This is a genomic window from Agrobacterium sp. Ap1 (assembly GCF_017313375.1).
Lineage (GTDB): Bacteria > Pseudomonadota > Alphaproteobacteria > Rhizobiales > Rhizobiaceae > Neorhizobium > Neorhizobium cellulosilyticum.
Window position 1 is genome coordinate 178,262 of sequence record NZ_JAFLMY010000009.1, and the last position, 13,440, is coordinate 191,701.

The following is a 13,440-nucleotide window of genomic DNA, read 5'->3' on the forward strand; positions in this document are numbered from 1 at the left end:
TCAATCGGCAATAAAGGCCGTGTAGTAGCTGGCATAGGCAACGCCGTTATAGACCTCGCCTTTCAGCGTCGGCGATTGCACATAGATGCGCTGGACGATCTGCGTGCGCGGGATGAAATATCCCTGGTCGAGAACGTATTGCTGCAGGTCATTCAGCAGCGGGTTGCGCTCATCGAAAGTGCCTGCCCCCGCGATTTTGTCGCGCAGATCGTTGAGCCTGGCATCGCGGTCATCGAGTGCGAACCAGTTCTCGCCATTGTTGGCATTTGTCAGGATACCGGCAACCGTTCCGGCGTCGATGAAGCTGCGTGTTACTTCGTATGTCGGGATGGCAGGACCGCCATATTTCACCTTTTCTCCATAGGTCACGACGTCATAAGCACGGATAGCGACCTTCCAGCCAAGCTTGCCGAGCTGCTGGGCGATAAGCTCGTCCACAGACTTGGAGGTGGCGAGATAGGGATTGGAATGGAGCGTCAGCGTAAGCGGTTTGCCGTCCTTGGTGCGAACACCGTCTGCGCCCTTTGCCCATCCCGCCTCGTCGAGCAGCTTTTCGGCTCTGTCGGGATTGTAAGCTAAAAGGCCGCTCTGGTCGGTCGCGCCGGGCACGTTGCTCTGGATGAAAGAGGTCGGCAGCTTCCAGTCGGGCGTGTAGACCGTATCGATGATTTCCTGACGGTTGATACCGGCCTGCAGCGCCTGGCGAACTTTTACGTCGTCATAGGGGGCGATCTTCGTATTGACTGCCCAGCCATTGACGAAACCGAGATATCGCGGCGTTGCAATCGTATAACCTTCTTCCTTGAGCGACTTTAGCTCTTGGGGGGAGGCATTATAGGCGACATCTGCCTGACCGGACTGGACCGAGGCGACCCGGAGCGAGGGTTCTGACACAAGCTTGTAGGTGATTGAGTCGAGGAAGGCCGGACCGGTATGGCCGACGGCGGCCGGTCCCCAGTTGTAATCCTTGCGCTTGACCAGCGTAACGTGATCGCCTTCCTTCCAGCTCTCGACCACATAGGGTCCGCTGCCGGCAGTCTTGCTCAGGTCGGCTTGTTCGGAAGCCGGTTGGGCCAGGCTTTTGGGCGATACCAGGATCGAGCCGTGATAGCCCAGCGTCGGAATAAAGCCCAGTGTAGGCTTCTTGAAGAACACCTTGACGGTGGACGGGTCGATAACCTCGGCGCGATCGTAAGTCTTGGGGAAAAGGCCGATCGGGTTGATGCCTTCGTTCTTTCGGCCTGCATACCAGATGTCGAGATTGGCAACGACCGCGGCGGAATCGAGCGGTGCACCATCGGAGAAGGTCACACCGTTCTTGAGGTGTAGCGTGAATTCCGTGGCATTGTCATTCTGCTCCCAGCGTTCGGCGAGCCAGGGGCTGACCTTGCCTTCAGCATCAACATAAAGAAGCTTGTCGGTGACATGCCCCCAGATATGTCCTTGGAAGCTGGAGATGGCGCTGTTGTTGGGGATCCAGGTATCACCGAGAGAGTCAATCAGGAAGGTTATGTCGCCACCATCTTTCGGCGTTTCGGCGGCCTGAGCCGGATTGAAGCCCGTTGTCGAGACCAGAAGAGCCGCCGCAACCGTAGCCGATGTCGTGATCAGCAGGCGGCGCCGGGAGAGATTGAGAAGAGAAGATCGTTCGGTCATGGGGTGATCCTGATGTTTCGGGGTGTAGGTTGTGTTTCGATGTTCTGCGAGCGCGCATGCTGGTCCGCAATAAGCGGAAACTGCGCGCGTCAAGCCGTTGCCGCTGCGGTTCCGTGCCGAGCGGGCGAATAGGAAAATGCAAATTCCGATGACTGGACTTCGGCGGAGCCGCTGTTAGCTGGTCCTGGCAGGCCGTATCGCGCGCAGAGCGCGCTCGGCGCTACATATTCCGTTCATGACGCGGTCCTCCGTTGTTCAGCAAGAAGATCATGACACACAGCCTATCAGCGCAGCGCCAAGGAGAAAGACTGGTTATTCTTTTTCCATGGAATTAGTGGATTAATTTGTCACAGTTTGGGAAGCGTTTGGGATTGATGTTTCAAACGTGGTGACGGGGAATGGGGAAGGCCTGAACGCCGGATTGCGAGGCAGGCGGTGAGAAATGGAAAATGCAGCGAACTGCCGGCCTACATCTTGGTCGAGGCCGCATACGAGAGATGATCGGCCGGCACAAAGGTGGGGATTTGCGGTCCGGGTTTATGTCTCGGAACCATTCTCATTCGTCACGAATGTCATGCCCTGGAGGACTCGGACCGGTGGAGTGTCGCCGGAAAACCGCTCGACCTCCACTTTGGTGATCTGACCGGTGCAGCCTTGGGCCAATCTGGAAGTGCCTATATCCTGCGTGAGGATATTCGGATTTCCATGGATGCACATCGGGTGTTCCGACTTCGGATCATCCGGCTCGAACCACGCACCTGTCGAAAGCTGCATCACGCCTTGCCTTACGTCTTCGCTCAATATCGCTGCTGCAAGGCAGCTGCCACGATTGTTGAAAAGCCTGACGATATCGCCATCCTTTATATCGCGCGCTGCCGCATCTGTCGGGTTGATGCGGACCGGCTCGCGGTCCTTGATCTTCGTCGAGCGGCTGAAGTCACCATAATCAAGCTGGCTGTGCAGCCGCTGGTGCGGCTGGTTGCAAACCAGATGCAGCGGGTAGATCGTTTTATCGACCGCCGTTTCGGCTCTTGCCGGATACCAATATGGATGACCACCGCAATCGTCATAGTCGAAAGCTGCGATCGTCTTTGAGAATATCTCTATCTTACCGGATGGGGTCTGCAGGGGAGATGCAGACGGGTCGTCACGGAAGGTACGTGCTGGGCCGCCATCATCGGGTTTGATCGGCAGCCGCAGTTCACCGCGTTCCCAGAACTCTTCGAAATCCGGAGCATCATGGCCGCCGGCTGCGAGCGCCCGACGTGTCGTCTCGAACAGGAATGAGAGCCATTCCCGGGCAGTGCGGTTCTCGGTAAACGCGTCGAATTTCCCGAGATGCCGGGCGATGGCGGAAAAAATCTCATAGTCGTCGCGTGCTTCGCCGACCGGTTCGATCAATTTCTTCATCGCGACCATCAGATCGTCGCGGTCTGCTGCGCCGATATCGTCCCGTTCGATCGTCGTTGTTGCGGGCAGAACGATGTCCGCGTGACGCGCGGTGGACGTCCAGGCCGTCTCATGAACGATGATTGTCTCGGGTCGCCTGAATGCGGCGCGCAGCCTGTTGAGATCCTGATGGTGATGAAACGGATTGCCGCCTGCCCAATAGACGAGGCGAATATCCGGATAGTGCAGATCATTGCCATTATACTGGAATTCGCCGCCCGGATTGAGCAGCATGTCAGCGATACGGGCGACGGGGATATAGTCCGCCAGAGGATTCCTGAACTGGCTGAGTGTCGGCAGCGGCACGGCCAGCTGGCGTTTTCCGATATTGCCAAGCGCTCCGAGCGAATAGGAATATCCGCCTCCATCAAGACCGATCTGGCCGAGCATCGCGGCAAGCACAATACCCATCCAGACTGGTTGTTCGCCGTAGTCGGCTCGCTGGAGCGAATGACTGACGGTCACCAACGTCCGCAAGCGTGCCATTGCCCGCGCCAAATCCCTGATTGTTTCTGCGCTTATGCCGCAGATTTCCGCTGCCCATTCGGCCGTTTTCGGCAATCCATCGTTGCGGCCAAGCAGATAGTCCTCGAAGCGCTCATATCCGACCGTATAGCGCTCAAGAAACTCGCGGTTATGCAGTCCTTCTGCCGCCAGCACATGTGCTATTCCCAGCATGAGCGCAACGTCGGTGCCCGGAATGATCGCCAGCCATTCAGAATTCACTTCAGAAGGAAAGTCGTCCTTAAGCGGGGTGATGGAGACGAACCGGGCGCCGCGAGCGCTGGCGCCCGACAGTTTCGGCCGCACGATATGGGCACCTATACCACCGCCATGCACGTCGGCGTTCTTGATCGCCATTCCGCCGAAGGCGACGACGAGTTCTGTGCTGCGCTCGATTGCATCCCAGGTGACGCTCTTGCGGTCGACCGTGTCATAAGGCCCCAATACATGCGGGATGATGACCGATGCCGCGCCGGAACTGTAGGTGTTGACGGATCGCACGTAACCGCCGAGCACATTTAGAAAACGATGGATCTGGCTCTGGGCATGATGAAAACGGCCGGCACTGGACCAACCATAGGAACCGCCGAATACGGCTTGCGGGCCAAAATCCCGGTAAACGCGGTGAAGTTCGTTTGCGACCAGCTCCACCGCTTGGGGCCAGCTAACTTCAATATAATCATCGGCGCCACGTTTTTTTGCGTGAGCAGGTGCTTGCTCAAGCCAGCCACGCCGGATGGCGGGGCGTCTGACACGAGCAGGACTATCGGCAATCGCCGGAATGTTGCCCAGCAGGGGAGACGGGTGCGGATCGTCGGGATGAGGCCGGATGTGGAGGGTGCCGTTTTCATATCTGCCTGAAAAGGCGCCCCAATGTGAGCTGTGAGGCTTGAACGAGCTCATGGCGGGTATCCTCGGCGATCAATGTGTTTCAGCTGTCGGTCAAGGGCTAATTTGGCAAAACCTTGCCAGGGTTCATGATGCCCGCCGGATCGATAGCATTCTTGATGACGGCCATGAGATCAACGGCATCACCATGCTCAGCCCGAAGATAGGCAATCTTGCCCGTGCCGACCCCATGCTCGCCTGTCGATGTACCGCCGACAGAGATGGCATATTGCACCATCTTCTTATTAATTGAAGCGACTTCGTCGAGTTCCTGCCGGTTGTTCGGATCGACGGCGAAGACGACGTGGTAATTGCCGTCCCCAACGTGTCCGAGAATGGCTGCCGGGACACTGCAATCCTTCAGAAGTTCGCGTGTCTTCAGGATGCAGCCACTTAATTCGGAGACAGGCACGCAGACATCGGACGACCAGCCCTTGGCGTTTTCTCGCTGGGAGACGACAGCATAAAAGGCGCTATGACGCGCCTTCCAAAGCCGGTTTCGCTCTTCTGCTGCATTTGCCCATTCAAAATCCCGACCGTCGTTTTCCGCGACGATTGCGGCAACCATTTCGACCTGTTCCTGCACGCCGGCCGGTGAGCCGTGAAATTCGAAGGCGAGCGTATCCTCGATCTTCAGCGACAGGCTGGAGTAGGCGTTGACTGCCTTGATCAGGCCGCGGTCCATCAGTTCCATACGGGCAACGGGAATGCCGAGCTGGACTACCTGAATTGCAGCGGCTACCGCCTGTTCGACGCTTTCGAAAGAGCAGAGCGCAGCAGAGATCGTCTCGGGAATACCGTAGAGACGCAATGTGACCTCAGTAATGATGCCAAGCGTGCCCTCCGAGCCGACGAAGAGCCGGGTCAGGTCGTAACCTGCGGAGGACTTGCGCGCCCGGCCACCGGTGCGGATGATCTGGCCATTCGGCAATACGACGGTTAGCCCAAGCACGTTTTCACGCATGGTACCGTAGCGCACGGCATTGGTTCCGGAAGCGCGTGTAGCCGTCATGCCGCCTATCGAGGCATTGGCACCCGGATCGATCGGGAAGAACAGACCCATGTCACGCAGATGGGTGTTCAACTGTTCACGCGTAACGCCCGCCTCGACGGTGCAGTCGAGATCCTCGGAGCTGATGCGGGTGATCTTCGCCATGCGCGACAGATCGATGGAAATACCACCGCGCACTGCGGTCAAGTGGCCTTCCAGCGATGTTCCCGCGCCAAAGGCGATGACCGGAACGCTTTCGGCAGCGCATAGCCGCACGATATCGGCCACCTCTTGTGTGTTCTCCGCAAAAACGACGGCATCCGGGATGGCAGGCGTGTGATGGGATTCACCGCGACCATGCTGTTCGCGCAGGGCCTGCGATATCGAATAACGATCACCGAAGCGTTTGCTCAGCGCTTCGGAAAGGGAGAGCGGAAGCGCGCTCATTTTCCGTCTCCGGTCTCAACAGGTGTATCGCCTTGCTGCCCCCATTCTGTCCAGGCTCCGTCGTAGATCGCCACGTCGTCCTTGCCTGCAAGATGAAGGCCGAAGGCAAGCGCTGCTGCAGTTACACCTGAGCCGCAGCTTGCGATGACAGGTTCGGAAAGATCGAGCCCGGCCTGTTCAAAAGCCTTCGCGATGCTTGGGGTATCGAGAAGTTCGCCGGTCTGGGGATCGGTCAGCGCATTGAATGGCAGATTGAGGCTGCCCGGAATATGACCGGAGCGAAGACCCGGGCGGGCTTCCTTTTCTGTCGCGGTGAAGCGTCCGGCGGAGCGGGCATCGATTACCTGTTCTGCCTGGCTTGCGATATTATCGAGGACCTGTGCTTTCGAACGCACCGCCCCGGGATTGAAATGCGCCTTAAAAACGCCTCTGGAGAATGGTGCAACCTCCTCGGTTACCGGTCGACCTTCTGCCAGCCACTTCCGCAGGCCACCGTCTAGAACTGCGACCTTGTCGTGTCCGAAAGTCCGCAATGTCCACCAGACGCGGCCAGCCGACATAAGGCCGGGCGTGTCATAGACCACTACGATGCTGCCGTTCGAAATGCCGAGATCCGCCGCATATTGCTCGAAAGCTTCGGGCGAGGGTAGCATATGCGGCAACGACGTTTCGTGGTCGGCAATCTTGTCGATATCGAAAAACCGCGCCTTCGGAATGTGCCGGGCGGCAAAATCGTCAGCCGCGATCGGGGTGGCGCCCGGCAGTTTGAAAGATCCATCGAGAATGACGAGATCCGGCTGGTCAATATGCGCTGCAAGCCATTCGGTGGTGACAAGAGAGCCGGGCAGGGAAAGAGACATTGGGAAACTCCGAAAATATAAGCGGATAAACAAACCTGTGCCGCGTCTGCGGCGCATGAGGTCGCTTGAGTGAAAATCAGGCGACCAGCTTTTCGCCCTTCAGATGGCGTTCAAGGAAAGGCAGGCTGTCCTGGCCCCAATAAAGCTCGCCGTCATACAGGAAGGTCGGTAGCCCGAAGACGCCGGCAGCCTTTGCAGTCTCGTAGCTGGATGTGCGGCGTGCCTGCACGGCTTCGCCCTGGCCCAGGTCATCCAGTGCTGCTGCATCAAAGCCCGCTGCCGTCGCAATCGACCGGCGGATCTCGGTATCGCCAATATCTTCGCCACGTCCCCAGAACGCTTCCTGAAGCGCTTTCGTCAGCTTGAGCCAGTCCTGATTGGCCTCGATCGCGGCGACGACCATCAGACCGGCCGGTGCTGGATCGGAAAGTGCGGTGCGATTGTCGAAGTTGAGCGTCTTGCCTCTCAACGCCGCCCAACGTTTCAGGTCTTTCGTCCAGTAGGCGCGGCGCGCTTCGGGTCGATTGCGGGAGTAGATACCGCCATTGTCCTCGACCAGCGGAATGACGTGAGGACGGATCGTGGCGCCATGTTCAGCTGCCAGCGTGGCAAATGGTTCCAACCCGATAAAGGCCCAGGGTGAGCCAATGCTGAAGAAGAAATCGATCGTTTTTGTCATGGTCTGCTATCGCTTTCAGGAGGGCTGCTTGGTGGACACTGCCATATCGAAGACGGAAAGTGCGCAATCACGGGCAATGAGTACGGCACTCGGGTCGCGTCCGACTGCCACGGTAGCCAGCGCGCCTTCGTAAAGAAGGGAAAGATGGGCGGACGCCTGTTGAGATCCGCTGTTGGCCTTTGACATAATGGCAGAGAATATGTCCCGAACCATTGTCTTGTGAGTTCGAGCTACAGAGACGACACGTTCGGAATCGCCGTGTTCCGCGACTGCCAACGCAAATGCGCAGCCGCGAAACTCCGGGCTGTCTGCCTTTTCGTGCAAGCGTTCGAAGATCAGCTTTATCTTGTCTCTTGGGGCCATCGCGGCTTCGGTGACGTCTTCGAGAGATCGGATAACTCGATCGTGGCGGGCCTGAAGGTAGGCTGCGACCAGATGGTCCTTGGAAGGGAAGTGCCGATAAAGCGTCGCCTTGGCGACATTCGCTTCTTCTATGATGCGGTCAATTCCCACCGCTCGAATGCCTTCTTTATAGAAAAGTGCTCCGGCAGCAGTGAGGATCTGGTCAGGTATGGCTTCTCTCATCGCATCGCTTTAAATTTTGGGCCTATTACTTCGATGATCCATAGACGGTCCCAAATCGACGGAAGCAAGACCGGTCTGTCTCTCGTTGCTGGAGTTGTCAACGATTGACGGGATTACGTCAAGCGGCCCGCAGCCCTCTCACGCATGAAGTGGCAGAAAATCGCATATGATCTTGATGTATTGTAGGATTTATTCAATATCCTGTTATGGCTTTGGCTGCTGAAAAACCATACTTGCTTGTCGAAGTGCTTCAGTCATTTCTATTCGTGCCGCGCCGATAAGGTGTGCCATGGCATGGTGCGCTGCCTCGGGTCGTCGCATGCGAATGGCCTCCAATACAACCTGATGACTCAAGATCGCCTGTTCGTGTGATTGGCTGGCACGGTTGGTGAGCCGGAAGCTCGCGAGCAGCGCTGCCTGGATGGCGCTTGCGAACTGCCGGTAGACCCAGTTTCCGCTGGCATTGATGATTGCGGTATGGAATTCCAGATCGGCCCGACTCCAGGCCTCTGTATCTCGGGAGTTGGCCTCGACCATGTCCTCGAATGCTTTTGAAATCTGGTAGAGCTGGCGCGCGTTGGCATTGGCGGCCGCTTGCGCGGCTGCTGCAGGTTCTAAGAGTTGTCTAGCGTCGATCAGCGAGGAATAAAAGGCGTCGTCAGCTCCGACCGACAGTATGACCTCAAGGACGATCGGATCAAGATAGTTCCAGTTTTCCTTCGGCAGGATGGTAGTGCCGGCTCTTGTTCGCGATCGAACCATGCCGAGGGCAGAGAGATATTGCATGGCTTCCCGCAGGCTGGTGCGGCTGACGCCAAAACGTTCGGTAAGCTCGGCCTCGTTAGGCAGGGTGGAGTTTTCGGCAAACGCCCCCGATACGATCATTTCGATAAGACAGTGAAGCAGCGCTTCTCGGACAGTTCGTTTTCCGCGCTGTGCGATCGGTTCGCCGTCCTCTGTCAGCACCCGTGTCATCGAAGCGTTTCTCAGCAGAGAGCCCTCTTTTGTCATTGCTCGATCTCTCTCCTGCGGGGTGCCGTTTGTCGTTTGCAATTCATAGTATGGAACGATCTTATTTTTGGATCAAATCCAGAAATAAATCATATTTATATTGACATCCATCCTATGAATTTTAATCCTTGTCAGCGAGGATTAGATCGCCTGGTGCCGACCGTTTCTGGAGCAAAAGGAACACCATAGTCCGCGCTATAGTCGGCAATGCAGCCGCACGACTTCATATTTGGAGCACTTTGATGAAGATTACCAAGCTTACCACCTACATCGTCCCGCCGCGCTGGCTGTTTTTGAAGATCGAGACCGACGAAGGCATCGTCGGTTGGGGTGAGCCGGTGGTCGAGGGCAGAGCACTGACGGTCGAGGCCGCCGTGCATGAGATGTCCGATTACCTGATCGGCAAGGACCCGTTTCTGATCGAGGATCACTGGACTGTTCTTTATCGCGGCGGGTTCTATCGAGGAGGGGCCGTTCACATGTCGGCGCTCGCCGGCATCGACCAGGCGCTCTGGGACATCAAGGGCAAGGCGTTGGGCCAGCCGGTCCATTCGCTCCTGGGCGGCCAGGTAAGGGATCGGATCAAAGTCTATTCTTGGATCGGCGGCGATCGCCCGTCGGATGTCGCCAACAATGCAAAGGACGTGGTTGCCCGCGGGTTCAAGGCCATCAAGCTCAACGGCTGCGAGGAAATGCAGATCGTCGATACAAATGAAAAGGTTGAAAAGGCCGTCGAGACGATCGCCATCATACGTGAAGCCGTTGGCCCGCATATCGGCATCGGCGTCGATTTCCATGGCCGTGTCCACAAGCCGATGGCAAAAGTCCTTGCCAAGGAACTCGAGCCCTACAAACTGATGTTCATTGAGGAACCGGTGCTTTCCGAGAACCGCGAGACGCTGAAAGAGATCGCCAACCATTGCTCGACACCGATCGCGCTCGGTGAGCGGCTGTTCTCACGCTGGGATTTCAAGCAGGTTCTGTCGGACGGTTATGTCGACATCATCCAGCCGGATCTATCGCATGCTGGCGGGATTACCGAATGCCGCAAGATAGCCGCCATGGCGGAAGCCTATGATGTGGCGTTGGCGCCACATTGCCCGCTCGGCCCGATTGCGCTTGCCGCCTGCCTGCAGGTCGATGCCGTCTCCTATAACGCGTTCATTCAGGAACAGAGCCTCGGCATCCATTATAACCAGGGCAATGACATCCTCGACTATATCTCAAACAAGGAAGTCTTCCATTACGCCGATGGCTTTGTCAGCATTCCACAGGGGCCGGGCCTCGGTGTTGAAGTCGACGAAGCCTATGTGATTGAACGATCCAAGGAAGGCCATCGTTGGCGCAATCCGATCTGGCGCCATGAGGATGGAAGCTTCGCCGAGTGGTAAGGTAGTTTCCTCACGCAATACGCGTCCGGCTCGTTTAGGGCCGGGCGGTGTTTATCCGATGAAATCGGAAATCGTCGACGACCGCATATTCTGAAACACGCTGTCTCCGTAGTCGGGAAAGTCGTGCAGCACGCTTCCAAACTGAAGGCCCAAAACCCAGGCACCCAAGGCGAAAATCGACAGGAGGATCGAGAATGACGGTCCAAAGTCCGTGAGCACGATGTGGCCTAAGCGTAAAAGGTTGCTTGCGTTGGGCATATCATCAATCCTCGGACATCAAGCTTGTGGTGAGAGAAAGAACGAGGGCGTAATGCCTGTCAGGGCTTCCGGTTCCGACGATGGCTCGGTTTTTTGATGAAATTGCGAAAACGTTTCCAAGAGTACGGAGGATCAGTGTCCCGCGCCGGATGACTGGGGCTGCTGCCCCTCTCGATCCGATAATGACATCAAGCCTTCATGACGCCACGGGCCGCCCAGATAACTCCATAGATCGAGCCCGGTCATGCGGATGGATTTCGGTTCGAACCGGCTGGTCAGCTCGAAAAACAACTGGTCGGCTTTTGCCCGCGATACCTTGTTCTGGATCGTGATATGCGGGCGGAATTTCTGCAGATCCTGCGGGCCGGGCCAGGAGCCGAAACGACGGGAGAGTTCGGCTCGCAGCTCCTGCAGTTCGGGGCTTTCGATCTTGAATGCGACGCCTGCTCCCAGATGCTGAATGCCGCTGACGGTTGCGAGGAAATCTGTCCGCTCCAGCAGCGTTTCGGCCAAGATCTCCTTGACCGCCGCGAGCCGCTGGCCGGGGAGATGGTGGAAGATGGTGACGTGCGCCTTGAGGAAATTGCGGGCAGGCGGAAAATGCTCCTGTCGGAGACGATCGAATGGCTCCATGTCGTCAAGCTCGACATGAGCGGTTATGATCAATGGCGGCAATGTCACCCGGCGATCAGATCATTCGAATTCGATGATCAATTCGTCCACGGCAAGGCTTTGGCCTTGTGTGGCGGCAACGCGTTTGACAAGCGCCGCTTTCTCGGCCTTCAGAACGTTTTCCATCTTCATCGCCTCGACCGTGGCAAGCGTCTGGCCGGCCTCCACCTTGTCACCCGCGCTCACTGCGATCGAAGTGATGACCCCGGGCATCGGGCAAAGCAGCATTTTCGACGTGTCCGGCGGCAGCTTGACCGGCATGAGCTTGGCAAGCTCGGCAATGCGCGGCGAGCGCACCCGCGCCAGAATATCCATGCCGTGCCAGCGCAGCCGGATGGCCGACCCCACCAGATCAACCTTCACCATCAGGCTCTCACCGCCGACATGGAAATCCCCAAGACTCTGCCCCGGAAACCAGCCGGTCGCAGCAGAGATATGATGGGCATCGTCGAAACGCACGAAGGCTCCATCGGCCGCCGTATCGAGCGTGACCGGGCCTTCGAATGTGGACTTTGCCCCGGCCGAAAGTGTCACGACCCAGTCCTTCGCCACCGCCCGGCGGCGTTTGGACAGCGTGCCGGAAATCCAGCTTGCGCGTTCCTCCAAAGCCTGGTTGACCAGCACTGCAATGACCGCAAGCTTGCGCGCGTCGCCGACATCGGGCTCCACACCGGAAAAGCCATCCGGAAACTCTTCAGCGATATAGGCGGTCGTCAGCTCGCCGGAGCGGAACCTTTCCTGCCCCATCACGGCAGACAGGAAGGGAAGGTTGTGACCGATCCCTTCCACCTCGAACGCATCGAGAGCCGTCCCCATGGCGTCTATTGCGGCTTTCCGGTCCTCGGCCCAGCTGCAGAGCTTGGCGATCATCGGATCATAATACATCGATATCTCGCCGCCTTCGAAAACACCGGTATCGTTGCGGATAACGGCGCCGCTATCTTGCAGCCCCTCGACCGGCGGGCGGTAACGGGAAAGCCGGCCGATCGACGGCAGAAAATTGCGATAGGGGTCTTCGGCATAAAGTCGGCTTTCGATCGCCCATCCCCTGAGTGATACGTCCTTCTGCTTGAACGAAAGCTTTTCGCCAGCTGCAACGCGGATCATCTGCTCGACGAGGTCGATGCCGGTGACGAGTTCGGTCACCGGATGCTCCACCTGCAGGCGGGTATTCATTTCGAGGAAATAGAAATTCCGGTTGCCGTCGACGATGAATTCGACCGTGCCCGCGGAGAAATAACCGACGGCCTTTGCAAGTGCTACCGCCTGTTCCCCCATCGCCTTGCGGGTCGCATCATCGAGGAAAGGCGAGGGGGCTTCCTCGATGACCTTCTGGTTGCGCCGCTGGATGGAGCATTCGCGTTCGCCGAGATAAAGCGTGTTTTTATGCTGGTCGCCCAGAACCTGGATCTCGATATGGCGCGGCTGGTCGACGAACTTCTCGATGAAGATACGGTCGTCGCCGAACGAGCTTTTCGCCTCGTTGCGGGACGACTGGAAACCCTCGCGGGCTTCCGCGTCGTTCCAGGCGATGCGCATGCCCTTGCCGCCGCCGCCTGCGGAGGCCTTGATCATGACCGGATAGCCGATCGAAGAGGAAATCTTCACCGCCTCGTCGGCATCTTCGATCAGGCCCATATGCCCGGGCACGGTCGAGACACCGGCCTTCGAAGCGATCTTTTTCGAGGTGATCTTGTCGCCCATTGCCTCGATGGCCTTCACGGGCGGGCCGATGAAGGTGACATCGGCTTTTTCGAGTGCGGCGGCGAAAGCGGCATTTTCCGACAGAAAGCCATAACCCGGATGTACGGCATCCGCACCGGTCCGGGCGATCGCATCGAGTATCTTGTCGATGACGATATAGGACTGGTTGGAAGGTGCGGGGCCGATATGCACCGCCTCGTCGGCCATCGACACATGCAGGGCATTCGCATCGGCGTCCGAATAGACGGCGACGGTTGCGATGCCCATCTTCTGCGCTGTTCTGATAACCCGGCAGGCGATTTCGCCACGATTGGCGATGAGGATTTTCTTGAACATGGTTGCGGG

10 protein-coding genes are annotated in these 13,440 nt (G+C 57.6%); 1 reads left to right on the top strand and 9 read right to left on the bottom strand.

The annotated features are described in order from the left end of the window. The 7 genes from JZX87_RS18655 to JZX87_RS18685 all read right to left on the bottom strand — a co-directional run bounded on the left by JZX87_RS18655 (nt 1) and on the right by JZX87_RS18685 (nt 9,034). A complete protein-coding gene (locus tag JZX87_RS18655; RefSeq protein ID WP_183825107.1) occupies nt 1-1,656 on the bottom strand; it encodes an ABC transporter substrate-binding protein in 1,656 nt (551 codons plus the stop codon). 537 nt (nt 1,657-2,193) lie between these two features. Then, entirely contained in the window at nt 2,194-4,512 is a 2,319-nt protein-coding gene (locus JZX87_RS18660) for a molybdopterin guanine dinucleotide-containing S/N-oxide reductase (protein WP_206827245.1), read from the bottom strand. 46 nt (nt 4,513-4,558) lie between these two features. Further along, the gene (locus JZX87_RS18665) at nt 4,559-5,935 is read right to left on the bottom strand and encodes an FAD-binding oxidoreductase (RefSeq protein WP_206827247.1); all 1,377 of its coding nucleotides are present in this window, start codon (nt 5,933-5,935) and stop codon (nt 4,559-4,561) included. After that, nucleotides 5,932-6,795, bottom strand: coding sequence for a 3-mercaptopyruvate sulfurtransferase (sseA, locus tag JZX87_RS18670; protein ID WP_206827248.1), 864 nt, complete (start codon nt 6,793-6,795; stop codon nt 5,932-5,934). Before sseA ends, JZX87_RS18665 begins: the two co-directional genes overlap by 4 nt. A 76-nt stretch (nt 6,796-6,871) precedes the next feature. Further along, nucleotides 6,872-7,474: a 2-hydroxychromene-2-carboxylate isomerase gene (locus JZX87_RS18675; protein ID WP_148144601.1), complete on the bottom strand. Its 603-nt coding sequence runs from the start codon at nt 7,472-7,474 to the stop codon at nt 6,872-6,874. A gap of 15 nt (nt 7,475-7,489) precedes the next feature. After that, nucleotides 7,490-8,059, bottom strand: coding sequence for a TetR/AcrR family transcriptional regulator (locus tag JZX87_RS18680; protein WP_148144602.1), 570 nt, complete (start codon nt 8,057-8,059; stop codon nt 7,490-7,492). 204 nt (nt 8,060-8,263) lie between these two features. After that, nucleotides 8,264-9,034 (bottom strand): FadR/GntR family transcriptional regulator, encoded by a 771-nt coding sequence (locus tag JZX87_RS18685; protein WP_148144753.1) that lies wholly within the window; start codon nt 9,032-9,034, stop codon nt 8,264-8,266. Nucleotides 9,035-9,312: 278 nt separating this feature from the next. Between JZX87_RS18685 and dgoD the strand changes: the two genes are divergently transcribed. Continuing rightward, complete coding sequence (gene dgoD, locus JZX87_RS18690; RefSeq protein WP_148144603.1) at nt 9,313-10,461, top strand: galactonate dehydratase; 1,149 nt, start codon at nt 9,313-9,315, stop codon at nt 10,459-10,461. A 390-nt stretch (nt 10,462-10,851) separates the two neighbouring features. Here the strand turns inward: dgoD and JZX87_RS18695 are convergent, their stop codons facing one another. Together JZX87_RS18695 and JZX87_RS18700 are read right to left on the bottom strand one after the other, a co-directional pair. Next, nucleotides 10,852-11,385 carry a 2'-5' RNA ligase family protein gene (locus tag JZX87_RS18695; RefSeq protein WP_286194879.1) on the bottom strand — a complete coding sequence of 178 codons (534 nt, stop codon included), beginning with the start codon at nt 11,383-11,385 and terminating at the stop codon, nt 10,852-10,854. A gap of 27 nt (nt 11,386-11,412) precedes the next feature. Continuing rightward, nucleotides 11,413-13,431, bottom strand: a complete 2,019-nt coding sequence (locus tag JZX87_RS18700) for an acetyl-CoA carboxylase biotin carboxylase subunit (RefSeq protein WP_183685407.1) — start codon at nt 13,429-13,431, stop codon at nt 11,413-11,415. Nucleotides 13,432-13,440 lie beyond the last annotated feature (9 nt).